At 63.0% G+C, this 26,316-nt stretch carries 31 protein-coding genes; 23 read left to right on the top strand and 8 right to left on the bottom strand.

Annotated features, from left to right (window positions below):
- The first annotated feature begins 122 nt into the window (after window positions 1-122).
- The 3 genes from mbfA to K2U94_RS06490 all read left to right on the top strand — a co-directional run bounded on the left by mbfA (window position 123) and on the right by K2U94_RS06490 (window position 3,135).
- Window positions 123-1,094 carry an iron exporter MbfA gene (gene mbfA / locus K2U94_RS06500; RefSeq protein WP_243068816.1) on the top strand — a complete coding sequence of 324 codons (972 nt, stop codon included), beginning with the start codon at window positions 123-125 and terminating at the stop codon, window positions 1,092-1,094.
- A gap of 7 nt (window positions 1,095-1,101) precedes the next feature.
- Window positions 1,102-1,956, top strand: a complete 855-nt coding sequence (locus tag K2U94_RS06495) for a metallophosphoesterase family protein (protein WP_243066426.1) — start codon at window positions 1,102-1,104, stop codon at window positions 1,954-1,956.
- A 336-nt stretch (window positions 1,957-2,292) separates the two neighbouring features.
- Window positions 2,293-3,135, top strand: coding sequence for a ferredoxin--NADP reductase (locus K2U94_RS06490; RefSeq protein WP_243066425.1), 843 nt, complete (start codon window positions 2,293-2,295; stop codon window positions 3,133-3,135).
- 10 nt (window positions 3,136-3,145) lie between these two features.
- Here the strand turns inward: K2U94_RS06490 and K2U94_RS06485 are convergent, their stop codons facing one another.
- Complete coding sequence (locus tag K2U94_RS06485) at window positions 3,146-3,568, bottom strand: thioredoxin domain-containing protein (RefSeq protein ID WP_243066424.1); 423 nt, start codon at window positions 3,566-3,568, stop codon at window positions 3,146-3,148.
- A 559-nt stretch (window positions 3,569-4,127) separates the two neighbouring features.
- Entirely contained in the window at window positions 4,128-4,883 is a 756-nt protein-coding gene (locus tag K2U94_RS06480; protein WP_243066423.1) for a GntR family transcriptional regulator, read from the bottom strand.
- A gap of 310 nt (window positions 4,884-5,193) precedes the next feature.
- Here K2U94_RS06480 and K2U94_RS06475 point away from each other — a divergent pair, with 310 nt between their 5' ends.
- The 19 genes from K2U94_RS06475 to K2U94_RS06385 all read left to right on the top strand — a co-directional run bounded on the left by K2U94_RS06475 (window position 5,194) and on the right by K2U94_RS06385 (window position 19,366).
- Entirely contained in the window at window positions 5,194-5,448 is a 255-nt protein-coding gene (locus tag K2U94_RS06475) for a phenol hydroxylase subunit (protein ID WP_243066422.1), read from the top strand.
- A gap of 22 nt (window positions 5,449-5,470) precedes the next feature.
- Window positions 5,471-6,463 (top strand): aromatic/alkene monooxygenase hydroxylase subunit beta, encoded by a 993-nt coding sequence (locus tag K2U94_RS06470; protein WP_243066385.1) that lies wholly within the window; start codon window positions 5,471-5,473, stop codon window positions 6,461-6,463.
- 14 nt (window positions 6,464-6,477) lie between these two features.
- Window positions 6,478-6,750: an MmoB/DmpM family protein gene (locus tag K2U94_RS06465; RefSeq protein ID WP_243066386.1), complete on the top strand. Its 273-nt coding sequence runs from the start codon at window positions 6,478-6,480 to the stop codon at window positions 6,748-6,750.
- 14 nt (window positions 6,751-6,764) lie between these two features.
- A complete protein-coding gene (locus K2U94_RS06460) occupies window positions 6,765-8,279 on the top strand; it encodes an aromatic/alkene/methane monooxygenase hydroxylase/oxygenase subunit alpha (protein WP_243066421.1) in 1,515 nt (504 codons plus the stop codon).
- 61 nt (window positions 8,280-8,340) lie between these two features.
- Entirely contained in the window at window positions 8,341-8,709 is a 369-nt protein-coding gene (locus K2U94_RS06455) for a phenol hydroxylase subunit P4 (protein ID WP_243066420.1), read from the top strand.
- Window positions 8,710-8,745: 36 nt separating this feature from the next.
- The gene (locus tag K2U94_RS06450) at window positions 8,746-9,810 is read left to right on the top strand and encodes an NADH:ubiquinone reductase (Na(+)-transporting) subunit F (RefSeq protein WP_243066419.1); all 1,065 of its coding nucleotides are present in this window, start codon (window positions 8,746-8,748) and stop codon (window positions 9,808-9,810) included.
- A gap of 1 nt (window position 9,811) precedes the next feature.
- Entirely contained in the window at window positions 9,812-10,162 is a 351-nt protein-coding gene (locus tag K2U94_RS06445) for a 2Fe-2S iron-sulfur cluster-binding protein (protein WP_243066418.1), read from the top strand.
- Between the two features lie 11 nt (window positions 10,163-10,173).
- Entirely contained in the window at window positions 10,174-11,094 is a 921-nt protein-coding gene (locus tag K2U94_RS06440; RefSeq protein ID WP_243066417.1) for a catechol 2,3-dioxygenase, read from the top strand.
- Window positions 11,095-11,104: 10 nt separating this feature from the next.
- Window positions 11,105-11,530 (top strand): GlcG/HbpS family heme-binding protein, encoded by a 426-nt coding sequence (locus tag K2U94_RS06435; protein ID WP_243066416.1) that lies wholly within the window; start codon window positions 11,105-11,107, stop codon window positions 11,528-11,530.
- Window positions 11,531-11,657: 127 nt separating this feature from the next.
- Complete coding sequence (locus tag K2U94_RS06430; protein ID WP_243066415.1) at window positions 11,658-13,169, top strand: 2-hydroxymuconic semialdehyde dehydrogenase; 1,512 nt, start codon at window positions 11,658-11,660, stop codon at window positions 13,167-13,169.
- 12 nt (window positions 13,170-13,181) lie between these two features.
- On the top strand, window positions 13,182-13,970 hold the full coding sequence (locus K2U94_RS06425; RefSeq protein ID WP_243066414.1) for a 2-keto-4-pentenoate hydratase: 789 nt from the start codon (window positions 13,182-13,184) through the stop codon (window positions 13,968-13,970).
- Window positions 13,971-13,973: 3 nt separating this feature from the next.
- Entirely contained in the window at window positions 13,974-14,915 is a 942-nt protein-coding gene (locus tag K2U94_RS06420) for an acetaldehyde dehydrogenase (acetylating) (protein WP_243066413.1), read from the top strand.
- Entirely contained in the window at window positions 14,915-15,958 is a 1,044-nt protein-coding gene (dmpG, locus tag K2U94_RS06415; RefSeq protein WP_243066412.1) for a 4-hydroxy-2-oxovalerate aldolase, read from the top strand. Before K2U94_RS06420 ends, dmpG begins: the two co-directional genes overlap by 1 nt.
- On the top strand, window positions 15,955-16,719 hold the full coding sequence (locus K2U94_RS06410) for a 2-keto-4-pentenoate hydratase (RefSeq protein WP_243066411.1): 765 nt from the start codon (window positions 15,955-15,957) through the stop codon (window positions 16,717-16,719). Before dmpG ends, K2U94_RS06410 begins: the two co-directional genes overlap by 4 nt.
- A 3-nt stretch (window positions 16,720-16,722) precedes the next feature.
- The gene (locus K2U94_RS06405; protein WP_243066410.1) at window positions 16,723-16,920 is read left to right on the top strand and encodes a 2-hydroxymuconate tautomerase; all 198 of its coding nucleotides are present in this window, start codon (window positions 16,723-16,725) and stop codon (window positions 16,918-16,920) included.
- Between the two features lie 25 nt (window positions 16,921-16,945).
- Window positions 16,946-17,323: a hypothetical protein gene (locus K2U94_RS06400; RefSeq protein WP_243066409.1), complete on the top strand. Its 378-nt coding sequence runs from the start codon at window positions 16,946-16,948 to the stop codon at window positions 17,321-17,323.
- Window positions 17,324-17,605: 282 nt separating this feature from the next.
- On the top strand, window positions 17,606-18,478 hold the full coding sequence (locus K2U94_RS06395; RefSeq protein WP_243066408.1) for a transporter family protein: 873 nt from the start codon (window positions 17,606-17,608) through the stop codon (window positions 18,476-18,478).
- Window positions 18,479-18,619: 141 nt separating this feature from the next.
- Complete coding sequence (locus K2U94_RS06390; RefSeq protein WP_243066407.1) at window positions 18,620-18,769, top strand: hypothetical protein; 150 nt, start codon at window positions 18,620-18,622, stop codon at window positions 18,767-18,769.
- Window positions 18,770-18,958: 189 nt separating this feature from the next.
- A complete protein-coding gene (locus K2U94_RS06385) occupies window positions 18,959-19,366 on the top strand; it encodes a GFA family protein (RefSeq protein ID WP_243066406.1) in 408 nt (135 codons plus the stop codon).
- A gap of 24 nt (window positions 19,367-19,390) precedes the next feature.
- Here K2U94_RS06385 and K2U94_RS06380 read toward each other — a convergent pair whose 3' ends face one another.
- On the bottom strand, window positions 19,391-20,185 hold the full coding sequence (locus K2U94_RS06380) for an SDR family NAD(P)-dependent oxidoreductase (protein WP_243066405.1): 795 nt from the start codon (window positions 20,183-20,185) through the stop codon (window positions 19,391-19,393).
- 15 nt (window positions 20,186-20,200) lie between these two features.
- Complete coding sequence (locus tag K2U94_RS06375) at window positions 20,201-21,034, bottom strand: alpha/beta fold hydrolase (protein WP_243066404.1); 834 nt, start codon at window positions 21,032-21,034, stop codon at window positions 20,201-20,203.
- A 117-nt stretch (window positions 21,035-21,151) separates the two neighbouring features.
- Between K2U94_RS06375 and hpaI the strand changes: the two genes are divergently transcribed.
- Complete coding sequence (gene hpaI / locus K2U94_RS06370; protein WP_243066403.1) at window positions 21,152-21,955, top strand: 4-hydroxy-2-oxoheptanedioate aldolase; 804 nt, start codon at window positions 21,152-21,154, stop codon at window positions 21,953-21,955.
- A 48-nt stretch (window positions 21,956-22,003) separates the two neighbouring features.
- On the opposite strand, the gene K2U94_RS20630 is transcribed toward hpaI, so the two are convergent.
- The 4 genes from K2U94_RS20630 to K2U94_RS06350 all read right to left on the bottom strand — a co-directional run bounded on the left by K2U94_RS20630 (window position 22,004) and on the right by K2U94_RS06350 (window position 26,316).
- A complete protein-coding gene (locus tag K2U94_RS20630) occupies window positions 22,004-22,909 on the bottom strand; it encodes a helix-turn-helix domain-containing protein (RefSeq protein WP_243066402.1) in 906 nt (301 codons plus the stop codon).
- A gap of 127 nt (window positions 22,910-23,036) precedes the next feature.
- Complete coding sequence (locus K2U94_RS06360) at window positions 23,037-24,089, bottom strand: alpha/beta fold hydrolase (protein WP_336606152.1); 1,053 nt, start codon at window positions 24,087-24,089, stop codon at window positions 23,037-23,039.
- 183 nt (window positions 24,090-24,272) lie between these two features.
- Entirely contained in the window at window positions 24,273-25,337 is a 1,065-nt protein-coding gene (locus tag K2U94_RS06355) for an AraC family transcriptional regulator (protein WP_243066401.1), read from the bottom strand.
- 148 nt (window positions 25,338-25,485) lie between these two features.
- The gene (locus K2U94_RS06350) at window positions 25,486-26,316 is read right to left on the bottom strand and encodes a transporter (protein ID WP_243066400.1); all 831 of its coding nucleotides are present in this window, start codon (window positions 26,314-26,316) and stop codon (window positions 25,486-25,488) included.

Raw genomic sequence — 26,316 nt, 5'->3', positions numbered from 1 at the left:
GCGACTGGATTTGACGTTCAAACCAAATTATAGCTTTGACGCGTCGGTCCTGGGAACAGGCGCAAAAGCGCCTCGCGTCCGCAAGGCTCTCGGTCGCGCCTGGTTCGGAGCAAGTGATGAGTCTGAAGAACTTTTCCGATCTGACGCAACGTGAAGTCCTCGCCATCGCCATCGCTTCCGAGGAGGAAGACAGCCGAATCTATTCAAGTTTCGCAGAAGAACTTGCCGACCGCTACCCCGCGACCGCGAGAGTCTTCCAGGAAATGGCCGCCGAGGAAGACGGCCACCGCCGGAGACTTCTGGAAATCTATCAAGCGCGCTTCGGCGTCAACCTGCCGGCGATCCGGCGCGAGGACGTCAAGGGATTCCTCAGCCGCCGCCCGACCTGGCTGATCAAGAATCTGCCGCTGGCGACGATCCGCCACCAGGCCGAGGCGATGGAGGCGGATTCCCAGCGCTTCTATATCAAGGCCTCCGAAGCCTCGCAGGACGTCGGCGTGCGCAAGCTGCTCGGCGACCTGGCCATGGTCGAGAAGAGCCATGGCGAGAAGGCCAACGCCCTGGCCGAGGCCATCCTCACCGAAAGCGCGCGCGAGGAGGAAGGCCGCACGGCCCACAAATTTTTCGTTCTGCAATATGTCCAGCCCGGCCTTGCCGGCCTGATGGACGGCTCGGTCTCGACTCTCGCGCCTTTGTTCGCCGCGGCCTTCGCCACCCAGAACAATTGGAGCACCTTTCTCGTCGGCCTCGCCGCCTCGATCGGCGCCGGGATCAGCATGGCCATCGCCGAGGCCTTGTCCGACGACGGCTCGCTGACCGGCCGCGGCGCGCCCCTCATCCGCGGCGGCGTCACCGGCCTGATGACCACGGCCGGCGGCCTTGGCCACACCCTGCCCTTTCTCGTGCCCGATTCCTGGCCTCACGCCTTCTGGACCGCGACGTCCATCGCCGGAATCGTGGTCTTCTTCGAGCTTTGGGCGATCGCCTATATCCGGGCGCGCTATATGGACACGCCCTTTCTCAAGGCCGTCGCGCAGATTGTCGTCGGGGGCGCGGTCGTGCTCACGGTCGGCATTCTCATCGGCGGCGCATGAGGCGCAAATGTTTCGTCTTGCTCATCTTTCCGACGCCCATATCGGCCCCCTGCCCCGCCCGCGCTGGCGCGAACTCATCGGCAAGCGCGCGACCGGCTATCTCAATTGGCGGCGCGGCCGCTCGCGCGCCCATGACATGGAGGTTCTGGGCGCGCTGGTCGCCGACATGCGCGAGCAGGGGCCGGACCATGTCGCCATGACCGGCGACATCTGCAATATCGGCCTGCCGGCCGAATATCCGCTCGCCGCGCAATGGCTCGCCACGCTCGGGGCGCCCGAGGACGTGAGCCTCGCCCCCGGCAACCACGACGCCTATATGCGCTCCAGCCTTCACCATATGGCGCGCGACCTTAGCCCCTGGACAAGCGGCGACGACGGCGCCCAGGACTTTCCTTTCCTGCGCCGCCGCAACGGCGTCGCGATCATCGGCCTGTGCAGCGGCATCCCGACCCTGCCCTTCGTCGCCGCAGGCAAGCTCGGGCAAGATCAACTGCGCCGCCTCGCCGAAATCCTGCGCGACACGCGCGACGAAATCAGGGTCGTGCTGATCCATCATCCGCCCGTCGACGGCGGCGGCGGCATCCGCAATCTCGGCGACCATCGCGCCCTGGCCGAGATTCTGGCGAAGGAAGGCGCCGAGCTCGTGCTCCACGGCCACATCCATTCCATTTCGCGCAAGAGCCTGCCCGGCCCGCGCGGCCCCATTCCCGTTCTCGGCATCTGTTCGGCTTCGTCGGTCGGGCGCAGCCCGCGCCGCCGCGCCGCCTATTATCTCATCGACATCGACGCCGGAAGCCGCCGGATGACGCTGACCGCCCGGCAACTCGACCAGGCCGGACATTTTCGCCAGATCGCCTTGTAAGCGTCGCCACGGGCGCGACAAAATCCATATCCGCCGTGATGTTTCGCCGCAGCCGTTTCGCAGCGCTCGACGGCGCCGGCGCGCGAATCGCCATTGCCAATCGCGTCGCGCCGCGTTAGGAAACGGGCCTTGTCGGGTCCGGCACGTTTTTTGCCGGACAGACGCCAAGCGCCGGGATCCGCTTGATGGCCGCCGAGCCTCGCGAAAGCCCGAAGGCGAAAGGATCGCGCGGGAGCGTCAATGCGTTCCGGCAACGTCAGGTGAAAATCGAGGGTCGGCGCTTTCCCTTGGGTGGAAGGCGTTTCAGGCGCATTAATTGCATGGAGAAAGGCCAATATGACCAACGCCGCCGACAATAGCACGGTTACGGCTCCTCCGGCTCAGGCCGCGGCCCCCAAGAAGAGCGGCGGCGCCTTCAATCGCGAGACCGTGCTCGAAGTCCAGCATTATACCGACAGGCTGTTCCGTTTCCGCACCACCCGCGACCCCGCGTTCCGTTTCGTCAACGGACAATTCGCGATGATCGGCATCGAAGTGGAGGGCAAGCCGCTGCTGCGCGCCTATTCCATGGCCAGCGCCAATTACGAGGATGATCTCGAATTCTTCTCGATCAAAGTGCCGGACGGTCCGCTGACCTCGCGCCTGCAGCACCTCAAGGTGGGCGACACCGTGCTCGTCGGCCGCAAGCCGACCGGCACCCTGGTCCAGCCCAACCTTCTCCCGGGCAAACGGCTCTATATGTTCTCGACCGGCACCGGCATTGCGCCCTTCTCCAGCGTGATCAAGGACCCCGAGGTCTATGACCTTTACGACCACCTGATCCTGGTCCACGGCTGCCGCCAGGTGGCCGAGCTGCAATATGGCCTCGATATCGTCAAGGCGGCCAAGGAGAACGAGTTTTTCGGCGAGATCGTGCGCGAAAAACTCATCCACTATCCGACCGTGACGCGCGAGGCCTATGTCCACCAGGGCCGCGCCACCGAGCTGATCGAATCGGGCAAGTTGTTCGAGGACATCGGCCAGCCGCCGCTCAATCCCGCCGAAGATCGCGTCATGCTCTGCGGCAGCCCCGGCCTGTTGCGCGATCTGGTCAAACTGCTCCAGGATCGCGGCTTCCGCGAGGGATCGGGCGGCGATCCCGCCACCTATGTCATCGAAAAGGCGTTCGTCGAGCAATAGCTCGACGCGTTCACTCGCCCATCCCGGTTGCGCCCCAGCTTGTCGGCGGCTGCTTGACCGAGGCCGGCTTGCCGTTTCGCGCGTGAATGTCCACAAAATCACGAAGCTCGTCCGCGTCCAGACCGGACGCGCAACGGCCGTTATAGCGGACGAGCGGACCATTGATGAGGCTCGGATCGAGCGCGAGCGTCACCAGCGCCTCCTGGGCATTCAGCCGCGCCGGATTGATTTCGCCCGACACCACCTTCGGCGCGGCCGGATCGAACCATTCCTCGATCGGCCTTTCGCCAAAAAAGGCGCGCAATCCCGCCGACGTCCAATGTTCCGCGGTCAGATCGCGCGCATCGACCTCATAACCGGCGGCGGCGAGCAGGGCTTTATGCTCGATATCGTTCGCCGCGCCTGGCTTTAAGTAGAAAACGACTTTCTTCATGACATGATCCCCCGCGACCGATCAGGACCTTTTGCAAATCCTGGGCCGAAATGACGACAAGGCGATGAAGCTCGCCGCGAAAATGCAACGAGCGCGGACGGCTCGAAGCAGGCGTTCCCCGGACGCTGCCGGTCCGGTTTCGCGCTTTCCCTGCTTTGCAGGAAAAGAACAGGAATTTTCACTCGCTGTTTCAGCGACTTGAACTTCCTGTGCCTGATGAATGGGGCTTATGCGATGCGCAGCGACGCCCCGCTGAAAGCATTGTCCCGCTCATCTTTCGACCAATATTTGGGATAAGCGCCATCCAAGTCAATGCAAAGTTTTCGGCCCGCGATCTCTGCTTCGCAAATCAGGCCCCGACCGCGACATTCAGGGTTGGGGCGATCGTCGCATTGTCGTCCACATCGGGCGTTCCGCCCGGTCTCCAGTTCAGCGGGTCCGACCGGAAATTATCCCCGCCGCCCCCGTGCAAATGTCATCGACCATCTCGGTCTCCCGTGGATCGGGGTCGCCGCGCATGATCGAGCGGGGCGCTACGGCTCCATGCGCGTGAAACGACCTATGGGCGGTCTTGCGCGTCCTTTTTGGCGTTACAGCGCGACTTTTCGCCGGGTTCGAGCGCGACGCGCAGCACGGTGAGCGTGCGTTCGATGTGGTCGGCGGTCAGCTTGCTGGCCAGATCGGCGTCGCGCGCCATCACGGCGTCGAAGATGGCCTTGTGCTCGGCATGGACGTCCCGGGGGATGGTGCGCTTCGCCATCGACATGCGGCGATAGCGCTCCGACTGCTGGAACAGCAGGCCGATGAAATGATGCAACCAGCGGGATGGGCAGGCCGCGATCAGGGCGCGGTGGAATTCGCGGTTGCGCTCCTCGAACTCGCTTATGGCGCTGACGGGATCTTCGGCCAGACGCTCCTCGACCTTGGAGAGCCGATAGAAGGTCGCCACGATCTGGCTTTCCCACTCTTCGTCGCCACAGGATATGGCCTGGCGCAGGGCCTCCGTCTCGATCAGCTTGCGCACTTCCGTCAGATCGCGGAAATCCTCGATCGAGGCCGGAGCGACACGGAAGCCGCGCTGGCCCTCGGAAGTGACCAGAGCCTCGCCGAGCAGGCGGGTGAGCGCCTCGCGCATGGTCGAGCCGCTGACATTGTAGCGGGTGCGCAATTCCTCCGTGCGCAGTTTGGCGCCCGGTTCGAAAGCTCCGTCGAGGATTTCTCGACGCAGGGTCGCATAGGCGCCTTCGACAAGCGTCTTGCTCGCCTTGGAAGGAATGTCGAACTCTCCAACCGCCCTGTCGCTCGCCGCTTCCATTTTGCCCCCTCAACGCCCGCCGACCCGGCTCTCGTTTGCCGCCGCGCCTCAAAACCCATTTCGTGGATTGCTCCGACTAATTCTAGCCGCCAAAATGATTCTCGACAAAAAAAATGATATCGGCAAAAAGAAAAATATCGATATTCCTGTTGACTCTCGATTTCTGCCAACCTAAAAAAATCATCAATCGAGAGAGGCGGCCAATCGAAGAGCCCCCTTTCGACGCGACGGGAAACGTCACAGGGAGGAAGCGGACATGGGTCGCCGGGATTCTGGCGGCGCGCCAGGAGCGGCGCGCCCAGATGCGCCAATGCGCAAATTCGTCCGCATCATCGGCTCGCGACTCGGCCGCTATGTCGAGTTCGAATTCTCCGTGAACGATCAGGACCTCGCGGTCGAGCTGATCCTGCCCTTCAGCGCCTTCGACGATTTTTGCGAGCTGCAGAACGCCGTGGTTCTGCCTCCAGAGCCCGCCGTCGCCGACGAGCTTGAGCGACAGGCCTGGCGCGCGCGCCAGCCCGGACTGCTGCGGCGGGTGAAAGACGCGGGCGAATCCGAAAACTGAAACCGATCCTGGGAGGAATGCAATGACGGTTCAGATCAAGACGATAGACATGGAGCCGAAGCGTCAGACGTTTGGCCATGTCGCCCGGCGGCTGGGCGCCGACAAGCCGGCGACGCGCTATCAGGAGGCGACGCTCGACGTTCAGGCGACCGCGAATTTTCATTACAAGCCTTTGTGGGAGCCGGAATATTGGGTTTACGACACGCGCAAGACCGCGGTCGTCATGGAGGACTGGTACAAGCCGCTCGATCCTAGGCAGTTCTATTACGCCACCTATAATATTTCGCGCGCCAATATGAACCAGTCGGCCGAGCGCGCCTTCGTCTTCGCCGAGGAGCGCGGCCTCATCGAGAAGATTTCGCCCGAGGCGCGCAAGCAGATCGAGACTTTTCTCCTGCCTTTGCGCCACCTGCATTGGGGCGCCAATATGAACATGACCGAGATCGCCCAGCGCGGCTATGGCGCGGCGGTGACCGCGCCCTGCATTTTCTCCGCCGGCGATCATCTCGGCATGGCCCAGATCGTCAGCCGCATCGGCCTCCTGCTCGACGGCCAGACCGGCGTGAGCCTCGACATGGCCAAGGAAGTCTGGATCAACGATCCCGCCTGGCAGGGCGTGCGCAAGCTGATCGAGGACTCGCTTGTCGAGCGCGATTTCTTCCAGCTCTTCGTCGCCCAGACCCTCGCGATCAACGGCGTCGTCTTCGACCTCGTCTACAAAATGTCCGACGCCGCCTGGAAGGACGCGCCGATCACGGTCGCCATGCTGACCGAATTCATGAGCGACTGGCGCGCCGACGAAAGCAAGTGGAGCGACAGCGTCATCAAGACGGTCGCCGCCGAAAGCCCGGAGAACAAGGCGCTGGTTTCGCAATGGGCGGCGGAGTGGATTTCGCGCGCGGTCGAGGCGGCCAAGCCGCTTTCGGCGGCGATGCTCGGCGACAATGGCGCGCTTGCCGAAGCGGCCGGCGACGCCGTCAAGGCGCGCGCGAAAAACCTCGGCCTGACGCTCTGAGAGGAAGAAGAACAATGTCGCAACTCGCGTCTCTCACCCTTTACCACAATGACGAAGCCCGCCCGATCATCGAGGCGATCATCGCCGACAATCCCGGCGTGCGCGTCCTCAACATGCCCGGCGCCGTGAAGCTCGACTGCGAGGGCGCGCTCGTCGTCAAGCGCGCCTCGGTCGAGGAGCGCCTCGGGCGCGAATGGGACCCGCAGGAAATCCACCTCGTGCTCATCTCGATGGCCGGCCATCTCGACGAGGACGACGACCAATTTTCCGTGAGCTGGAAACACTGATCCGGGAGGAAACGATGACCGCCAAAAAACTCGGCCTCAAGCAGCGCTACGCCCATATGACGCGCGGGCTGGACTGGGAAACCAGCTACCAGCCGATCGACAAGGTTTTCCCCTACGACCAGTTCGAGGGCATCAAGATCAAGGACTGGTCGGCCTGGGAAGACCCGTTCCGTCTGACCATGGACGCCTATTGGAAATTCCAGGCGGAGAAAGAGCGCAAGCTCTATGCGGTGCTCGACGCCTTCGCCCAGAACAACGGCCAGACCGGCATTTCCGATGGGCGTTATATGAACGTCGTCAAATTGTTCCTCACCGGCGTCTCGCCGTTGGAATATCAGGCGCACCGTGGCTTCGCTTACGCCGGCCGCCATCTGCGCGGCGTCGGTCCGCGCGTCGCGGCCCAGATGCAGTCGCTCGACGAGCTGCGCCATGTCCAGACGCAGATCCACACCATCAGCCACTACAACAAATTTTTCGACGGCATCGGCGAGTTCCAGCATATGCATGACCGCGTGTGGTATCTCTCGGTCCCGAAAAGCTTCTTCGACGACGCCCGGTCGGCGGGTCCGTTCGAATATATGATCGCGATCGGCTTCGCCTTCGAATATGTGCTGACGAATCTTCTGTTCGTGCCCTTCATGTCGGGCGCGGCCTACAATGGCGACATGTCCACGGTGACCTTCGGCTTCTCGGCGCAGTCCGACGAAAGCCGTCACATGACGCTCGGCATCGAAGTCATCAAGTTCCTGCTCGAACAGCACCCTGACAATCTGCCGATCGTGCAGAAATGGGTCGACAAATGGTTCTGGCGCGGCCACCGGGTCCTCGGCCTCGTCGCCATGATGATGGACTATATGCTGCCCAAGCCGGTGATGTCCTGGAAGGAAGCCTGGGAAATCTATTTCACCGAAGCCGGCGGCGCCCTGTTCCAGGACCTCGCCCGCTACGGCCTGCGCCCGCCGAAATATGCCGACATCGCCACCGCCGAGGCCGAGCATATTTCGCATCAGAACTGGGCGATCTTCTACCAATACACCCATGCGGCGGCGTTCCACACCTGGCTGCCGGACGCGAAGCACATGGATTGGCTGTCGGAGAAATATCCCAACACCTTCGACAAATATTATCGGCCGCGTTTCGAAATGTGGGGCCAGATGGCGAAGGAGGGCAAGCGTTTCTACAACATGGCGCTGCCGCAGCTCTGCCAGACCTGCCAGATTCCGATGGGCTATACCGAGCCGGGCGATCCGACCACGATCTGCTTCCGCAGGACGCAGTTCCGCGGCGAGACCTACCACTTCTGCTCGGACGGCTGCAAAGACATCTTCGACAACGAGCCGGAGAAATATGTTCAGGCGTGGCTGCCGGTGCACCAGATCTTCCAGGGCAATTGTGGCGGCGCGACCATCCCCGACGTGCTCGCCTATTACCGGATGAATGTCGGCGCCGACAATATGGATTACGTCGGCTCGCCCGACGAAAAACTCTGGAACGAATGGCAGGCCGACAAGATCAAGACTGCGGTCTGAAAAAGCGCAAGAAAAACAGGCGCGGCGACAATGCCGCGCCGGCAAAAACCGGGAGAGAAAAATGTCGGTCGTCGCCCTCACGCCGGACTATGAGAAGCACATCGAATTCCGCGATCTGGAAAAGAATTTTCACGGCAATCGCGTCGTCTATCTGCATTGGGAGCAACACCTCTCCTTCTGCTCGGCTATCGCGTTTCCGCTGCCGCCGTCTATGCCTTTCGCCGCCTTCGTCGAGGCCATCGTCAAGCCGCATTACGCCGCCCATCCCGATTTCCAGCGCATCGACTGGTCGCAGGTCGTCTGGATGATCGACGATGAAAAGAAAACGCCGGACATGGACAAGTCGCTCGAAGAGAACGGCGTGAAACACAAGTCGCTCGTGCGCTTCTGGACGCCGGGCCTCGAAGGCTACAAGGGCTCCGCGAGCTGATCTCCATAGACGGAAAGAATGCGGGAGAGAGGCGTCATGTCGGTCCACCAACTCACCATCGAACCCATCGGCGACGAGATCGAGGTCGCGGAAGGCCAGACCATACTGGACGCCTGTCTGCGCGCGGGCGTCTATCTCCCGCACGCCTGCGGCCATGGCCTGTGCGGCACCTGCAAGACCCAGGTGCTCGACGGCGAGATCGATCACGGCGAAGCCTCGCCCTTCGCCTTGATGGATTTCGAGCGCGACGAGGGCTTCGTCCTCGCCTGCACCGCGACGCTGAAAAGCGATGTCGCCATCGAGGCCGATGTCGAGGACGATCCCGACGCCCGCAGGATTCCGGTGCGCGATTTCGTCGGCGAAGTGGTCGCGCTGGACGACCTCACCCATGACGTGAAAGGCGTGCGCCTCGCCTTGCGGGACGGCCCGATCGATTTCCAGGCCGGGCAATATGTCAATGTCTTCCTGCCGGGGATCGAGGCCTCGCGCGCCTTTTCCATCGCCAATCCCCCCTCCGACAGCGGCCATGTCGAATTGCAGATCCGCCGCGTGCCGGGGGGCGAGGCGACGGGCTATGTCCACGAGAGATTGCAGCTTGGCGACAAGCTGAAGATCACCGGGCCGCAGGGCCGTTTCATCGTGCGCAAATCGCGCGGCGGGCCGCTGCTGTTCCTGGCCGGCGGCACCGGCGTCTCCAGCCCGCGGTCGATGATCCTCGACCTGCTCGAAGAGGGCTATGCCGAGCCGATCACGCTCGTCCACGGCGTGCGCGCGCAAGCCGATCTTTATGGCCGCGACGAGTTCGAGGCGCTGGCGCGAAGCCACGACAATTTCCATTATGCGCCGGCTTTGTCGCATGAGCCCGAACCGAGCGAATGGCGCGGCGACCGCGGCTTCGTCCACGATGTCGCCAAGAGGATTTTCGGCGGCGTGTTCGAAGGTTCGACCGCCTATCTCTGCGGCCCGCCGCCGATGATCGAGGCATGCATCGCGACCCTGATGCAGGGCCGCCTGTTTGAAAAGCACATTTTCACCGAGCGCTTCTTCACCGCCAAGGATTGCGCGGAGAAGCCCAAAAGCCCCGTGTTCAAGAGGCTGTGACATGGCGGAGCGCTTTCCCATTCATGTCGAAGGCAGCGGCAACGCCTCGGGCTACGCCCATGAGCGCGTGCTTGTTTCGCTCGAGCGCGCGCAGGGCTTCGGCCAGCTCAAGAATATGCCGTGCAAACTGCCGGTCGGCTGCCGGCGAGGGGGCTGCGGAATCTGCCGAATCCGCGTCATCGACGGCGAATATCGCGCCGACAAGATGAGCCGCGCGCATATTTCGGCGGAAGATGAAAAGGAGGGGTTGGTCCTCTCCTGCTGCATCTACCCGCTGTCGGAACTTTCTCTGCGGCTCGAACCTGCGGTCGCGGTCAAAGACAAAGGCCGAACGGCCAGGCAGGAAGCGTAAGGAGGACTATCATGGCTATTTCCGGAATCTTGCGTCCGGGGTTCGTCCAGATCCGCGTTCTGGATATGCCCGCGGCAGTTGAATATTACACCAAGCGCGTCGGCCTGCATCAGGTCTGCGAAGGCCCGGACGGCCGGGTCTATCTGAAGGCGGCCGACGAATTCGATCACCATTCGATCGTCCTGCGTCGCGCGGAACATGCTGGCGTCGACCTCATGTCCTTCAAATGCCTCGATGACGCCGATCTCGACCAATATGAGAAGCGGATCGTCGAATATGGAATCGCCGTCGATCACGTCCCGGCAGGCGAACAGCCCGGCGTCGGCCGTCGCATCGGCTTCACCATTCCGTCGGGACATCGCATCGAACTTTACGCCCATGCCGACCAGTCCGATCCGAAACCCTATTCGCATAACCCGCATGTCTGGTCGGTCGAGCCGCATGGCATGGCGGCCCGGCGTTTCGACCACGCCCTGCTCTATGGGCCCAACATCGATCAGGTCACCGACTTTTTCGTCAAGGTTCTGGATTTCCGCCTCGCCGAGCGCGTGGACATGCCCGACGGCCTTCTCGCGGTTTGGCTCACCTGCGGCATGAAGGCACATGACATCGCCTTCGTGAAATATCCGGAGCCGGGTAAGCTGCACCATATTTCCTTCGAACTGGAGAATTGGCAGGCCGTCGGCAATGCGGCGGACATCATCACGCATTACGACATTTCGATCGACATCGGCCCGACCCGCCACGGCATCACCCGCGGCCAGACGATCTATTTCTTCGATCCGTCGGGCAACCGGAACGAGGTGTTCGCCGGCGGCTATACCTATTATCCCGACAGCCCGACCCGCACCTGGGACGAGACCGAAGTCGGCAAGGGCATCTTCTACTACGAGCGGAAGATGAACGACGCCTTCCTGTCGGTCGTGACCTGAGGGCTTGCGGGTGGAACTCACAATCTCCCGCAAATCGATTTCCGCCGCCGCGGCTTATGCCGCGGTGGGGGGGGCGGTCGCCAACGGCCGCCTCCTTGACAAGGCCGCGGTCGCCGCCGTCGTGGACGCGAGCGGCGATCTCGTCGCCCTGCTGCGCGCCGACGGGGCCTTCAAAGCCTCGATCGGCATCGCCCAGGACAAGGCCTATACGGCCGCGGTGTTCGGCCTCGCGACCGACGACCTGAGCAACGCCTTGATCGCAAACCCGACCTTGCATCAGGGCATAGGCCAGCGCCCAGGGGTCATTCTCTTCGCCGGGGGACTGCCGATCATTGTGAACGGAGAAGTCATTGGCGGAATTGGCGTTTCAGGCGGGACAGAAGAGGACGACCGCGCCTGCGCGCGCGCCGGGCTGGCGAGCCTCGGCCTCGCTTGAGGCCGATCGCCCTCGATATAATATCGATAATTTTATTTTTTATCGATAATTTTTGTGGCAGGAAGAGGCGGCTCACGCGCCGGCCAGCGTCGGAGACGGTCGGTTGAGCGGTTCGAGGAGAGGACGCATGTCGGTTCAAGCACTCCACAAACAGGCGCAGATAGGCGTCGACTCGGCGCGGCGGGACGCGGCTCATTTCATCAATGGCGCGTTCACCCAAGGTTCGACGGGCAAGAGCTGGGAAAACCGTTCGCCTCTCGACAACAGCCTGATCGGCCGCGTGCCGGAAGGCGGCAAGGCCGAAATCGACGCGGCGGTGCGCGCCGCCAAAGCGGCGCTCGAAGGCCCCTGGGGCAACCTGACGATTCCGCAGCGCACCGACCTGCTCGCGGCGGTGGCGGATGAGATCAACAACCGTTTCGACGATTTTCTGGCCGCGGAATGCCTCGACACCGGCAAGCCCTACGGCCTCGCCTCGCATATCGACATTCCGCGCGGCGCCGCCAATTTCAAGATGTTCGCGGAAACGGTCAAGAACATCTCGACCGAGACCTTCATCCTCGAAACGCCGGACGGCAAGAACGCCGTCAATTACGGGCTGCGCCGGCCCAAGGGCGTGATCGCCGTCATTTCGCCATGGAACCTGCCGCTGCTGCTGATGACCTGGAAGGTCGGCCCGGCGCTCGCCTGCGGCAATACGGTGGTGGTGAAGCCCTCCGAAGAGACGCCGCTGACCGCGACGCTGCTCGGCGAGGTGATGAACAAGGTCGGCGTGCCGAAGGGCGTCTATAATGTCGTCCATGGCCTCGGGCCCAATTCCGCCGGCGAATTCCTCACCCAGCATCCTTTGATCAACGGCATCACCTTCACCGGCGAGACCCGCACCGGCGAAGCGATCATGAAACAGGCGGCGCTCGGCGTCCGTCAGGTGTCGTTCGAACTCGGCGGCAAGAATCCGGCGCTGGTCTTCGCCGATTGCGACCTCGACAAGGCGGTCGAAGGCACGATGCGCTCGGCCTTCGCCAATTGCGGCCAGGTCTGTCTGGGCACCGAGCGCGTCTATGTCGAACGGCCGATTTTCGACGCTTTCGTCGCGCGTTTGAAGGCGGCGGCCGAGGCGCTGACCCTTGGCCGGCCCGAGGACAGCTGCACCAATCTTGGGCCCCTGATCAGCCAGGAGCATCGCAGCAAGGTGCTCTCCTATTACAAGCTCGCGATGGACGAAGGCGCGACGCTCGTCACCGGCGGCGGCGTCCCCGACATGCCCGGCGAACTTAAGGATGGCGCCTGGGTGCAGCCGACCATCTGGACCGGCCTCAAGGACGACGCCCGCGTCGTCAATGAAGAAATCTTCGGCCCCTGCTGCCACATCCGTCCGTTCGATACGGAAGAAGAAGCGGTAAAGCTCGCCAATTCCACGCCCTATGGCCTGGCGGCGGCGGTGTGGACGGAAAATGTCTCGCGCGCCCATCGCGTCGCCGCGAAACTCGACGTCGGCATCTGCTGGGTCAATTCCTGGTTCCTGCGCGACCTGCGCACCGCTTTCGGCGGCGCCAAACAGTCGGGCATCGGCCGCGAGGGCGGCGTTCATTCGCTTGAGTTCTATACCGAACTCACCAATGTCTGTGTCAAATTGTGATCGGAGAATTCAGTGACGGAAGCAGCGGTCGTCAAGGTCGCGGACCTGTTGTTCGACGCCGGCCGATTGGGCTCGCCCTGCGCGCCCATTCGGGATTTGTTGCCGGAAGGCGCGCTCGATCTCGCCTATGCGGCGCAGGAGATCAACACCAGGCGCGGGCTTGAAAAGGGCCGACGTCTCGTCGGCCGCAAGATCGGCCTGACGTCGCTCGCGGTGCAGAAACAGCTGGGCGTCGATCAGCCCGATTATGGCATGCTGTTCGACGACATGGCCGTTCCCGACGGCTGGGAGATTTCCCGCAAGCAGCTGATCCAGCCCAAGGTCGAAGCGGAAGTCGCCTTCGTGCTCGACCGCGATCTCGACCAGGAGCGCCTCACGATGACGGACGTGCTCCGCGCCGTGGCCTTCGCTCTGCCAGCGATCGAAGTAGTGGATTCGCGCATCGCTGATTGGAAGATCGGCATTCTCGACACCATCGCCGACAACGCCTCCTCCGGCCTCTATGTCCTCGGCGCGACGCCGAAAAAACTCGAGGCGCTGGATTTGCGCGGCGCCGGCATGGTGATGGAAAGCGCGGGCGAGCCGGTCTCGGTCGGCGCTGGCGCCGCCTGCCTCGGCGATCCCCTCACGGCGATGTTGTGGCTGGCGAAAACCATGGCCCGAGTCGGGCGTCCGCTCAAGGCGGGCGACACCGTTCTGTCGGGCGCGCTCGGCCCGATGGCGGCGGTGAAATGGGGCGATGTTTTCGAAGCGCGGATCGAGGGCCTCGGCTCCGTGCGCGCGGCATTCGCGAAGGAGTGAAGGATGGCGAAGATTCCCTGCGCGATCATCGGTTCGGGCAATATCGGCACCGATCTGATGATCAAGATCATGCGCAATTCCGACAATCTCGAGATGGGCGCGATGGTCGGGATTGATCCCAAATCCGACGGTCTCGCCCGCGCGGCGCGCCTCGGCGTCCCGGTGACGCACGAAGGGATCAACGGGTTGCGCAAGTTGCCCAATTACAAGGACATCCGGGTCGTGTTCGACGCGACCTCCGCTAGCGCGCATATTCGCAACAACGAGCTGTTGCAGAAGGACGGCAAGAAGGTCATCGACCTGACGCCGGCGGCCATCGGCCCCTTCACCATTCCGGTCATCAATGGCGACGCCAATATCGACGAGCCCAATGTCAATATGGTCACCTGCGGCGGCCAGGCCACCATTCCGATGGTCCATGCGGTGCGCCGCGCCACCGACCGCGTGATCTGGGGCGAGATCGTCGCCTCGATCTCGTCGAAATCCGCCGGCCCCGGCACCCGCGCGAACATCGACGAATTCACCGAAACGACGTCGAGCGCGATCAAAAAACTCGGCGGCGCCGAGAATGGTAAGGCGATCATCATTCTCAACCCCGCCGAACCGCCGCTCATCATGCGCGACACGGTGTTCACGCTGTCGCAGGGCGGCTCGCGCGAGGCGATCGAGAAGTCGGTTCTCGACATGGTCGCGGCGGTCCAGAAATACGTCCCCGGCTATCGCCTGAAACAGAAGGTGCAGTTCGAGAACATCGGCGACAACGCGCCGGTCCGCATTCCCGGCGTTGGCCTGTGCTCCGGCCTCAAGACCACGATCTTCCTCGAAGTGGAAGGCGCGGCCCATTACCTTCCGGCCTATGCCGGCAATCTCGACATCATGACCTCGGCGGCCCTGACCACCGCCGACCATTGGGCTGCCAAGCAACTTCGGAAGGAGGCCGCGTGATGGCCCGTATCAACCCCAACAAGCTCTATATCCAGGATGTGACGCTGCGCGACGGGATGCATTCCATCCGTCACTCCTACAGCCTGGATGTCGTGCGCGCCATCGCCCGCGCGCTCGACCGGGCGCATGTCGACGCCATCGAGATCACCCATGGCGACGGCCTCACCGGCTCGACCTTCAATTACGGCTTCGGCGCCCATGACGACGTCGAGTGGATCGCGGCGGTCGCCGACGAATGCAAGTTCTCGCGCGTCACCATCCTGCTGCTGCCGGGCATCGGCACCGTGCATGACCTCAAACACGCCTATGAGGCCGGCGCGCGCAGCGTGCGCGTCGCCACCCATTGCACCGAGGCCGACGTCTCGCGCCAGCATATCGAAGCGGGCCGCAAGCTTGGCATGGACACGGTCGGCTTCCTGATGATGGCCCATATGATCGAGCCGGCGAAACTGGTCGAGCAGGCGAAGCTGATGGAGAGCTATGGCGCGGAATGCGTCTATGTGACGGATTCAGCCGGCGCGCTTCTGCCGAACCAATATGCCGAACGGGTGAAGGCGGTGCGCGACGCGCTGAAGCCGGAGACGGAAATCGGCGTGCACACCCATCACAATCTGACGCTCGGCGTCGCCAATGCCGTGGCCGGAATCGAAGCCGGCGCGGTGCGCGTCGACGCCTCGCTCGCCGGCATGGGCGCGGGCGCGGGCAACGCCCCGCTCGAAGCGCTCATTGCGGTGCTCGACCGCATGGGCGTTGAGACGGGCTGCGACCTCCACATGCTCATGGACGCCGCCGACGATCTGGTGCGGCCGCTGCAGGATCGCCCAGTGCGAGTCGATCGCGAGTCGCTGTCGCTCGGCTATGCCGGGGTCTATTCGAGCTTCCTGCGCCATGCCGAAAACGCCGCCAAAATCTATGGCGTGGACGCGCGCGACATTCTCGCCGAACTGGGCAAGCGCCGCATGGTCGGCGGCCAGGAGGACATGATCGTCGACGTCGCGCTCGACATTCTGAAAACACGTGAAGCGGAGGTCGCGGCGCAATGAGCAAGCTGGCCCAATACGCCCAGATCGTCGACGAGGCCGCCCGCAGCGCGGGCGCCATTCCCCAATTCACCGAGCGCGAGCCGCTTGGCGTCGAGGAGGCCTATGCGATTCAGGCCTTGTCGATGGAGCGCCGTTTCGCGCGCGGCGAGAAACTCGTCGGCGTGAAAATGGGCCTGACCTCGCGCGCGAAAATGGCGCAGGTCGGCGTCAGTGAAGTGATCTGGGGCCGGCTCACCGACACCATGCGGCTGGAGGAAGGCGGCGCGCTTTCGAAGAAGCGTTACGTCCACCCGCGCATCGAACCGGAGCTCGCTTTCCTGATGAAGCGCGAACTCGTCGGTGAAGTTTCACCGGCTGAAGCGCTCAGCGCGGTCGAGGCGATCGCGCCAGCGATGGAAGTCATCGACTCGCGCTATCGCGATTTCAAATTCGCCCTGCCGGACGTCATCGCTGACAACTCGTCGTCGTCGGGATTCATTGTCGGCGGTTGGAGCAAACCCGATCAGGACTTCTCCAATCTCGGCATTGTTGTGGAAGTGAACGGACGCGCGGTTCAGATCGGTTCAACCGCGGCGATACTCGGCCATCCGATCCGCTCGCTGGTCGCCGCGGCGCGCGCCGCCTCGTCCATCGGCGGCCTGAAACCGGGCTGGATCGTGCTGGCCGGCGGCGCCACCGCCGCCCATCCCCTGAGTGTCGGCGAGCATGTCCGCACTACCATGCAAAAGCTCGGTTCCGTCTCCATTCGCGTTGCGGAGTAATCCATGCCCGTTGTCGAAATCACGCTCATCGAAGGCCGCTCCAACGCCGCCAAGGAGCGCCTCCACGCCAAGGTCGCCCAGGCGGTTCATGAAGCGCTCGACGCGCCGATCGAATCGATTCGCGTCATCCTTCGCGAAGTCCCGGGCGCTCATTTCAGCGTCGGGGGCGTCGCCAAGAGCAAGACTGCCGCCAAGACCTGATCCACCGAACCGCCGCGCGCCAACCATGTCGCAATCCTCCGCCCAGGCAATGACCAGCACGACGCCCTGCGAAATCGGCGCCCTGTCGCAATGCACGGGCCGGGTGCTGCGGGCTTTCGGCCTGGCGCGCGTCGCCGATCATATGACCTCGGACGAGGTCCTGATTTTCCTCGCGCTGGGCCATCTGGGTCTGACGGCCAATAGTCGCGGCGTCGTGATTCGGCCGGTCACCTGCCTCGACCTTGCGGAAATGCTGCACATTCCGAAGGAAACCGTGCGTCGCAAGGTCGCCCGACTGGCCGATATGCAGCTTGCCGAAGCAACGACACGCGGCGTCCTGATCAAGAATCAGGACGAATGGCGTCGCCTCGCGGAAGCGATCGCAGGACAAGCCCCTTATTAGATCTCCGCGTCTCCCCGTGGCTATATTCCGTGTATTTTTAAATATGAAATTGTGATAAAAAAACAACTTCAATATTTTTATCGCAACTAAACCCAATATAGGTTTTATAACCCGAACTTAATGCCGATATTTTGCTAGAATTATTCATGAATTCGCCAGCAAGGTTAGCGCTTAAGTCGAGCGCATCGGCCTGTTGCTGTCGAATGATTGCGACTCTACGGCTCAGGGACGCCTCGAAGCGCCCAGCCGAAGAAACGAGCAAATATCCACGTGGAGGGGAGCATGTCTTTCAGAAATAAAATCGTCGCGGCGGCCATGGGATGCCTTTCCCTTTGCGCGACGGCTACGACGTCATTCGCGGGTTCGGAGCTGCAGCCGGGCATCAGCACCGGTATCCCGCTCGGCGCGCCGCTGCCGGAAGGCGTGTTTGTCATCACCATGCCGAACTACGGCTACCGCGACACGACGCCCGGCACGAATGTCGGCGCCCTGGTGCCGGCCTGGATCATCTGGTCGACGCCCTGGACCCTGCTTGGCGGCCATGTCATGTTTGACACCGTCTCGCCGATGGTGAACGCCAATGTGCACGGCGTCCTCAACCGCGGCGGTTTCATGAACCCCTTCATCGACGCCCAGATCAAATGGGATCTCGGCAACGGTTTCTTCGGCGGCATTCAGGGCGGCGTCTATCTCCCGGTCGACAATGAGCTGACACAGATTGGCATCGCCCGCAATTTCGCGTCGTTCCAGGGCGTCGTGGCTTTCAGCTATCTGAAGGATGGCTGGAACATCTCCGCCACCAACATTTTCGGCACCGGACAATCCGGCGATATCTTCTCCGCGCCCGGCTCCTACGGAACGACCTGGTACAACCTCGACGTCACGGCGACCAAGAAATTCGGCAAGTTCGAGTTCGGCCTCGTCGGCTTTGCCTCCGCCGACCTCGACGCGCCCGTCCCCGGATACGCCAAGCAAAGCCAGATCGCGCTCGGCGGCCTCGTTGGCTATGACTTCGGAACGTTGAATCTGCAGCTAAAATTCACCCGCGACGTCATGGAAGTGAATTACGGCGGCTACGACACCCGCGGTTGGGCCAATATCATCATCCCGCTCTGGGTCGCCGCGCCGCCGAAGCCGGTCGTCGCCAAATATTGATCGAACATCGGGGACGGCGCTGGCCCAGCGCCGCCCTTTGATTTGCAACGCGCAAGCCGTCTGGCGCGCGGCCGAATTCTCTGCGTCCTGTGGACGGCGCCGTTCCTCGGCCTTGCCGGCGCTCTCGCGACCCTGCAAAAATTGCGTATCTCGCCCGACCCTTCGTTCGGCATGACCGAGTGGACAATCTACATTATTTTCATCGTGGTGATCGGCGGCATCGGCGCTTCGTTCGGCAGCCTGGAAAGGCCGATTCTCGGCGCCGCATTCTTTCAATCGCCGTCATGCTGACCGAACCGCGCGGAATCTGGTGACTGTTGCGGCGCCTGGGCGCCGGCGAAATCTTTTCGGCGTCACGCCGGCCGCAAATTGCGGGAAGCCCAGTGGGAGATTGGCAGGACGCGTCCGCCGCCGCCAACACATGATGGCGGCGATTGGCGCGCCAACCGATGAAGAAAAAGATGAAACGAGAGGCGGAACATGAGCGAGCATAAAGGAAGCTGCCTTTGCGGCAAGACGACTTTCACATTGACCGACGACGCCCCGACGGTGGCGCTCTGCCATTGCACGCATTGTCAGAAATCGAGCGGTTCGGCCTTTTCCGTCAATGTGCTTTCGCCGCGCGCGCGTTTCAGCGTTTCGGGTCCGCTGAAGAAATTCGACGACGTCGGCGAGAGCGGCAAGCCGCTCAGGCGCTGGTTCTGTTCGGAATGCGGCTCGCCCATCTGGACCGAGGCCGAGGCCATGCCCGATGTGGCTATCGTCAAGGCCGGCGGCTTCGATGACGCCGGCTGGATCAAGCCGACGCTGGAGATTTTCTGCGACTCCAAACAGCAATGGACGCCGCTTCCCGAAGGCCTCGCCCGCTTCGCCAGAATGCCGGGCTGAACGCCGGCGATATCATGCTCTGACTCAGGCGATGAATTTGACGACGCCGCCATCGACGCGCAAAGCCGCGCCATTGGTGGCGGAGGCCTGCGGAGAGCAGACATAGACGACCATATTGGCGACTTCCTCGACATCGGCCAGCCGGCGCAGCAACGACGTCGGCCGGTGCTCGGCGATGAAGCGCGCCTCCATTTCCGGCTGGGAAACGCCCGCCTCGGCCGCCATCTTGCCGAAGAATTCGCTGACACCCTCGGACCGCGTCGGCCCCGGCAGAACGGAATTGACGGTGACGCCCGTCCCGGCGGTCAGTTCCGCGACGCCGCGCGACACCGCGAGCTGCGCGGTCTTGGTCATGCCGTAATGGACCATTTCCGCCGGCGTGTTGAGCCCGGATTCGCTCGAGATGAAAACGATGCGGCCCCAGTTCTTTTCCAGCATTTTCGGCAGATAGCGCCGCGACATGCGCACACCGCTGAGCACATTGGCCTCGAAGAAGCGCAGCCAGTCGGAATCGGGAATTTCGAGAAAGGGCTTGGGCTCGAAAATGCCGAGATTGTTGACCAGAATATCGGCGTCTTCGACCTGCGAGCCGAGGGATTCGACGCCTTCGGCTGTCACCAGATCGGCGGCGACGCCGCTCGCCTCGGCGCCGGGAACGTCCGCGCGCAACTTCTTCAACGCCTCTTCGACCCGGGCGGCGGCGCGGCCGTTGACGATCACGCGCGCGCCGGCCTGCGCCAGCCCTTTGGCGATGGCGTAGCCGATGCCGGACGTCGAGCCGGTGACGATGGCGGTCTTGCCGTGCAGATCAATCTTCATGTCGTTTCTCCTAGCTCAGGCCCTGGCTTCGGCAAAGAAATTGTCGAGCAGCTGCGCGAAGCGCGCCGCATGTTCGATCTGAACCCAATGGCCGCAACAGCTGAACACGTGAAGTTGCGAACGATCGATCCATTCCAGCAAGGTCAAGGAATTGGACAGCGGAATCACCTTGTCGTCGCGACCGTGGATGATCAGCGTTTCGTGCGGCACGGCGCGAATATCCGCCTCGCGGCTCGTCATCGCGTCGACCCAGCGCTGGCGCGGCGCGGGAAACATGGCCGAAAAGCTTTCCTGGAAGCCGGGCCTGATGCTGGCGCGGTAGCGCAGCTCCGCCAATTCGTCGTTCACCAGTTCCCGGCTATAGGCGAAAATGTCGAGCAGCTTTTTCATATTGTCGAGCGAGGGCTCATAGCCCCAGACCGCGTCAAGGCCGGCGCTGATCGGGAACGGCACGCCGACGCTGCCCATCAGCACCAGTCGCGCGACGCGATCTGGATGCTGGATCGCCAAGGCCAACGCAATGGCGCCGCCGAAGGAATTGCCGACGATATGCGCCTTTTCCAGGCCCAGGGCGTCGAGCAGTCCGATTGTCTGCTTGACCCAGGTCGCGATGTCATAAGTGATTCCGGCCGGCCTTTCGCTGAAGCCGAAGCCGACCATGTCGGGCGCGATCACCCGATAATTTTTGGCGAGTTCCGGCAAGGCGAGGCGCCAGTTCGCCCAGGCGCTCACGCCCGGGCCGGAGCCGTGGATAAACAGCACCGGGAAACCGGCGCCGAGATCGTGATAATTGGTGGTTATGCCTGCCGCTTTGATCGAAGAGGCGATCTCGGGATTGGCGCTATTCATGGCGTTCGCTCCGTTTTTTTTTCCCAAGCCTAGCCCATAATTTTATCGACACAACATAAAATATCGATATTTTTGCAAGCCTGACTTTGCCGTAAAATCAGCCCTTGGAATCGTCCGATGACAGAGGAAATCCTCGCCAATCCATTCAAATCCGCCCTGCAAAAAGGCGCGACCCAGATCGGCCTGTGGCTGGCCATGGCCGATCCCTATTCGGCCGAGATCTGCGCCGGTTCGGGCTTCGACTGGCTGCTGCTCGACGGCGAACATTCGCCGCTCGACCTGCGGACCATGCTGGCGCAATTGCAATCACTCGCACCCTATCCCACCCATGCGGTCGTGCGTCCGCCGACCGGCGATCCGGTGCTGATCAAGCAGATGCTGGACATCGGCGCGCAGAGCTTGCTGATTCCTATGGTGGAGACGCCGAAACAGGCGGAGATGCTGGTGCGCGCCACGCGCTATCCGCCTCGGGGCTTTCGCGGCGTCGGCGCGGGCATTGCGCGCGCCGCGCGCTGGGGGCGGCTCGAACATTATCTCGATCGCGCCAATGACGAGGTCTGCCTGCTGTTGCAGGTCGAGACACGCACGGGTCTGGAAAATCTCGAAGCCATCGCCGCCATCGAAGGCGTGGACGGCGTCTTTCTCGGCGCCGCCGACCTCTCCGCGTCGCTTGGCCATATCGGTCAGCCCCAGCATCCGGAAGTCGTCGCCGCGATGGAGAAGGCGATCCGGACGATCCTCGCGCATGGCAAGGCGCCCGGCCTGCTGGCGACCGACGAAGCCGTCGCCGCCGCCTATCTCAAACAGGGCGCGCGTTTCGTCGCCGTGGGCGTGGACGCGCTCCTGCTGGTGAAGGCGACGCAGGATCTCGCCCGCCGGTTCAAGGGCGGCCCGGCGACGGGCGGCGCGTCGCCCTACTGAGCTTCGAGACCATGCGCTTGCAGGGCCGCGCCTCGCTCGAGCGGATCTTCAGCCGGCGCTCATTCCGCCGCCGCCGAATTCCTTGCGGAAGGCGGCGGGCGTCCGGTCGCGGCTGCGCAGGAACAGACGGGTCAAATGCGCCTGATCGGCAAAGCCGCAGCTCGCCGAAATTTCCTTGATCGGCAATGAGGTGAGAGTCAGCAGCCTTTGCGCGCGCTCGAGCCGGCGCTCGATCACATAGGCATGGGGCGCCTTGCCCATCGCGCGCTTGAATTGCCGGGCGAAATTGCACGGCGTCAGATTCGCGAGATCGGCCAGGGACTTCAGATCGATCGCCTCGTCGAGATGGGCGTCGATGAATTCGTCGATCCGACGCCGTTGCAGAAGGTTGAGGCGACCGCCGGGACAGCCGCGCTCGGGCTTGATCGAAGCGAATTTGCGCAGCAGATGCACGATCATGCAGCGCGCCATGGTCTCGACATAGAGCGGGCCGCCGAGACCCTGCGCCTGCGCTTCGGCGGCGATCGCCTGAAGCGCGAAAGTGATGGCCGGGTCTTCGAGAAGCAGCACATCGGCGAGCGTCACTTCGGCGATCGGGCGCTCCATGACCTCGCTCGCCACCTCAACCACGAGCTCCTGCGAAAAATAGACGTGGGTGACGTCGATGGTCTCGCTCCAGAACCAGTGCGACTGCTCGGCGCGGGTGAGCAGCGAAACGGCGCCCGGAGCGCATGTGGCGTGGGACCATTGGCCGTCGAAACGCCGCTGCATCGGCGTGGCGCCGAGGCGATAGCCGACGATCATGAAATCGCGCATGGCCGGCACGATCACGTCCTGGCCAAGATAGTGATAGGTGCGGAGATAGACGTTTTTCCAGCCCAGACCATCGCTGGCGCAAAGCACGTCTCCGGGAACCCAATCGGGCAAGTCTTCCGGCGGCACGAGCGTACCCACGGTCATATCCTCCCTGCGCCCTGGTCGTTTTCGACTTTTCAGGCTTATGGCGATGCGGCGGCTTTTGCGCCGTCGCACCGGAACGAGGCTCGCATATGCGAGCCGAATGTCAAATTCGCGCGATCGCTCAGGCCGGCGTCGAGAGCAGTTCCGCCAGATGGGCGTCGACCTGACGCACATATTCCGCGTCCGTGCCGAACAGCCCGAGATGGCCGTCGATCGTCTTCAGCACCCGCAGTTCGGCGCCCGGAATGAGGTCCGCCTCGCGGGCGCAATCCGCCGGCGGAAAGAACATGTCGGACAGGATCGGCATGACGAAGGTCTTGGCCTTGATCCGCTTCAGGGCGGCGGCGAGATCGCCGCCGGTGTGGCGCGACACGTCGGCGCGCTGCCATTTCCACGCCAGGCACAGCAGGTCGTTCGGGTCCATCGGGCCGAAATAGCCGTTCATGAAGCCATCGACGAAAGCGTCGATCGTATCGAAACCGAGTGCCTTGGGGCGCTGCTGAACGTAGAATTCCGTACTCCAGCCCATGACGGCCCATAATTTGGCCTGGTTGCGCAGGCCGGCCGCGACGTCCGACGACGCGGAATAATCGCCGCCATTGAATTTGGGGTCGGACAGCATGGTGTCGCGGACAGCGTCGGCGAACAGGAAATCATGGTCGGTCGTCCTGGCTGTGCCCGCGATCGGCGCGGCGCGGCGCACCATATCGGGGAAAGCCACCGCCCATTCATAGGTCTGCTGCGCCCCCATCGAGCCGCCGGTGACCAGAACGAGACTGGAGATGCCGAATTTCTCGGTCAGCAGCCTGTGCTGGGCGCGGACGTCGTCGGCGATCCGCACCTTGGGGAAATTGGCCATGCTTTGAGGGCCATCGGTATTGTGCGGAGAGGTCGACAGGCCGTTGCCGATCTGGTTGACGATGATGATGAAATATTTGTCCGGGTCGAGCGCGCGGCCCTGGCCGACATAGACGTCGCTCATGATTTTCGACGTCCCGGAATACCAGGTGGTAATCAGGATCGCATTGTCCTTGGCGGCGTTGAGCGTCCCATAGGTCGCGACAGCCAGTTTGCAGTTCTTGATCGTTTCGCCCTCTTCCAGGGCGAAATCGCCGATGTCGTAAAGCTCGTAGGGGCCGTGGACATCCTGGCTGTAATAGGAATTGACGATCACTCTTTCCTCCCGGTCTTCGTGCGCGGCGCGCTTGATCGCGCCTTTTCCCCGGCGGTCCCCAAAGCCCTGTTTACGCGGGGCTGGCGGATCGCGAGCCGCAAGCAAGAAGTCAGCATTCCCGGAAAAGGGCCGCCGCCTCGCCGCGGCGGAAAATGTCCCAATTCGGCATAAGTTTGCGGAAGCTTAGCGCTGGCGCGCCCGGCCGAGCGTTTTCGAGGGCAATTCGCCGAACCGCCGCTGGTAGGCGCGGGCGAACATGCCGAAATTGACATAGCCCCAGGACGAGGCGATCGAGGCGACCGTATCGCCCGGGCCGGCGGCGAGCAAAGCGTTGCGCACGCCCTGGAGTCTCTGCTCGCGCAGGAAGGCGCCGGGCGTAGTGTCGCGGAAGCGCCGGAAGGCGTCTGACAAGGCCCGCACGCTCACCCCCGCCTCCCTGGCGATTTCGGCGATGGTCGGCGCCCTGGCGGCTTCGGCGCGGATGAAATTCTCGGCCCATTTGACATGGCGCGGCGCGGCGCCGCAGGGCTCGCGCGTCAGCAGGACATTGGCGTGGCCAGCCCAATTGCGAAGAAGTTCGACGCAGATCGCTTCTTCCAGATGCGCGCCGATCCGCCCGCTTTCGACCTTTTCCGGCGCCTCCGACATCAGCCGCGCCGCATATTCCAGCAGTGCGATCCAGCTCGAAGAGGCGCCGCCGAACTTCACCTTCTCCCGCCAAAGGCGGTCGTCAGGCGCGGCGTCGAACCAGCTCAGCGCGATTTCCGCCACCACGTCATGGGGAATGGTGAGATTGATCTGCAAATGGCCGCCGTCGCCTTCGAGCCAATAGTCGGTGCGGCTGCAATCGGCGACGAAACTCTCGCCGCACGCCGTGATCTCGCTATCGGTCGCGCCGACCGAATGTTTCAAATGGCCGCGCAAAGTCGTCAGGACGAGAATCTTGCCTTGGGCGGGATCGAATTTGTCGAGATAGATCGGCACGCCATAGCTGAACCGCGTCACCACGATCCGGTTGATATTGGCGGCGTACATGACCGATTTCGGGCGCACGTTTTTCCCGATCGGCGTGCAGCTATAAGGCATATAGAAGCGATTGGCGAAGTCCTGGACTTCCTCCCAATCGTCGGAACTCGTCTTGCAATGCTTCGTGATCGCCCTTCCCTGGGCGTCAAGAAGCAAAGCGCGGTTCAACGCCAGCATCAACCATCTCCCCATGGCGCAGCCGCTGACGTTCTTCGGCGTCATGATTGGCTTGCCTGCCTGGTCGCCCGGACGTTGTTGTTTCGTGGCCGGACCAGGCCGCCAAACGAATTTGATATGCGTCGCGGGCGCGGATGACAAGCCGCGCCCGCGACCGCCCGAGGCGGTCATCGCCTCGCCGACGCGCCGCAAATCAATATTTTGCGGCGATCTGCTGCTTGGGCGCAGTGGCGACCCAGATCGGAACGATGATATTCGCCCACAGCCGCGTATCCTTGCCGCCGTAATTGCACTCGGTGAGATCGGTGGTCAGCTTCAGCTGAAGATCGACCGGCCCGAAATTATAGCCGACCAGCCCGCCCATCGCGAACTGGCTCTGGCGGGCATAGCCGGCATAGGGGCTCGACAGATCGGTCGAGCCGAAACCGACGGCGCCGATCTCCCATTTGCCGAAAGTCCTGGTCGCGGTCAGGTCGTAGTTGAACCAGGACGGCGCATAGGAGCCGACCGTCGTCCCGTTCCGGCCCGTGCCGTAGATGAAGGTCGCGGAGAGATTCCAGCCCTCGTTGAGATAGGAAAAGGCCACGGCCTGCATGAAGGACGCGAAATCATAGGCGACGCCGATCTCCTGCAGCGGGCCGTTGACCGGCAGATGCACGCCCTCGTGGACGCCGAAAAAGAAATGGCCGCCAAGGTCCCATTTCAGGCTCATCTCGACGAGCGGATTGGCCCAGCCGGCCTTGTTCAAGCCGAAGGGACCGTCGACGGCGACCTGGGCGACCGGCGTCGCGGCGTCGAAGCCGAGCCGGCCGCCGAAAATGGTCCAGGGCGTGGACCACACGATCCAGGCCGGGGTGAGGACGCCGACATCGGTGGCGGGATGGGTGGCGCGCGCGCCCCAATTGGGCAGCGTCATGTCATAGACCCCTTCCGGCAGAGGGGCGCCAATCGCCAGGCCCGTGGTCGTTCCCGGTTGCAGTTCCGAACCTGCCCGGGCCGGCATGGCCGCGAGGGCTGATAGCAA

Origin of the sequence: Candidatus Rhodoblastus alkanivorans, assembly GCF_022760755.1 — a bacterium.
Classification (GTDB): Bacteria; Pseudomonadota; Alphaproteobacteria; order Rhizobiales; family Beijerinckiaceae; genus Rhodoblastus; species Rhodoblastus alkanivorans.
This window is presented reverse-complemented; position numbering and strand designations above follow the sequence as displayed.

What these genes read in the sequence shown, in the direction of transcription:
- K2U94_RS06400 (WP_243066409.1), top strand. Translation starts at nt 16,946, where the DNA reads ATGTCGCAATCCTCCGCCCAGGCAATGACCAGCACGACGCCCTGCGAA.
- K2U94_RS06410 (WP_243066411.1), top strand. Translation starts at nt 15,955, where the DNA reads ATGAGCAAGCTGGCCCAATACGCCCAGATCGTCGACGAGGCCGCCCGC.
- hpaI (WP_243066403.1), top strand. Translation starts at nt 21,152, where the DNA reads ATGACAGAGGAAATCCTCGCCAATCCATTCAAATCCGCCCTGCAAAAA.
- K2U94_RS06385 (WP_243066406.1), top strand. Translation starts at nt 18,959, where the DNA reads ATGAGCGAGCATAAAGGAAGCTGCCTTTGCGGCAAGACGACTTTCACA.
- K2U94_RS06460 (WP_243066421.1), top strand. Translation starts at nt 6,765, where the DNA reads ATGACCGCCAAAAAACTCGGCCTCAAGCAGCGCTACGCCCATATGACG.
- K2U94_RS06470 (WP_243066385.1), top strand. Translation starts at nt 5,471, where the DNA reads ATGACGGTTCAGATCAAGACGATAGACATGGAGCCGAAGCGTCAGACG.
- K2U94_RS06440 (WP_243066417.1), top strand. Translation starts at nt 10,174, where the DNA reads ATGGCTATTTCCGGAATCTTGCGTCCGGGGTTCGTCCAGATCCGCGTT.
- K2U94_RS06490 (WP_243066425.1), top strand. Translation starts at nt 2,293, where the DNA reads ATGACCAACGCCGCCGACAATAGCACGGTTACGGCTCCTCCGGCTCAG.
- K2U94_RS06465 (WP_243066386.1), top strand. Translation starts at nt 6,478, where the DNA reads ATGTCGCAACTCGCGTCTCTCACCCTTTACCACAATGACGAAGCCCGC.
- K2U94_RS06495 (WP_243066426.1), top strand. Translation starts at nt 1,102, where the DNA reads ATGTTTCGTCTTGCTCATCTTTCCGACGCCCATATCGGCCCCCTGCCC.
- K2U94_RS06380 (WP_243066405.1), bottom strand. Translation starts at nt 20,185, where the DNA reads ATGAAGATTGATCTGCACGGCAAGACCGCCATCGTCACCGGCTCGACG.
- dmpG (WP_243066412.1), top strand. Translation starts at nt 14,915, where the DNA reads ATGGCCCGTATCAACCCCAACAAGCTCTATATCCAGGATGTGACGCTG.
- K2U94_RS06395 (WP_243066408.1), top strand. Translation starts at nt 17,606, where the DNA reads ATGTCTTTCAGAAATAAAATCGTCGCGGCGGCCATGGGATGCCTTTCC.
- K2U94_RS06355 (WP_243066401.1), bottom strand. Translation starts at nt 25,337, where the DNA reads ATGACGCCGAAGAACGTCAGCGGCTGCGCCATGGGGAGATGGTTGATG.
- K2U94_RS06480 (WP_243066423.1), bottom strand. Translation starts at nt 4,883, where the DNA reads ATGGAAGCGGCGAGCGACAGGGCGGTTGGAGAGTTCGACATTCCTTCC.
- K2U94_RS06450 (WP_243066419.1), top strand. Translation starts at nt 8,746, where the DNA reads ATGTCGGTCCACCAACTCACCATCGAACCCATCGGCGACGAGATCGAG.
- K2U94_RS06445 (WP_243066418.1), top strand. Translation starts at nt 9,812, where the DNA reads ATGGCGGAGCGCTTTCCCATTCATGTCGAAGGCAGCGGCAACGCCTCG.
- K2U94_RS06455 (WP_243066420.1), top strand. Translation starts at nt 8,341, where the DNA reads ATGTCGGTCGTCGCCCTCACGCCGGACTATGAGAAGCACATCGAATTC.
- K2U94_RS06485 (WP_243066424.1), bottom strand. Translation starts at nt 3,568, where the DNA reads ATGAAGAAAGTCGTTTTCTACTTAAAGCCAGGCGCGGCGAACGATATC.
- K2U94_RS06420 (WP_243066413.1), top strand. Translation starts at nt 13,974, where the DNA reads ATGGCGAAGATTCCCTGCGCGATCATCGGTTCGGGCAATATCGGCACC.
- K2U94_RS06430 (WP_243066415.1), top strand. Translation starts at nt 11,658, where the DNA reads ATGTCGGTTCAAGCACTCCACAAACAGGCGCAGATAGGCGTCGACTCG.
- K2U94_RS06405 (WP_243066410.1), top strand. Translation starts at nt 16,723, where the DNA reads ATGCCCGTTGTCGAAATCACGCTCATCGAAGGCCGCTCCAACGCCGCC.
- K2U94_RS06375 (WP_243066404.1), bottom strand. Translation starts at nt 21,034, where the DNA reads ATGAATAGCGCCAATCCCGAGATCGCCTCTTCGATCAAAGCGGCAGGC.
- K2U94_RS06475 (WP_243066422.1), top strand. Translation starts at nt 5,194, where the DNA reads ATGCGCAAATTCGTCCGCATCATCGGCTCGCGACTCGGCCGCTATGTC.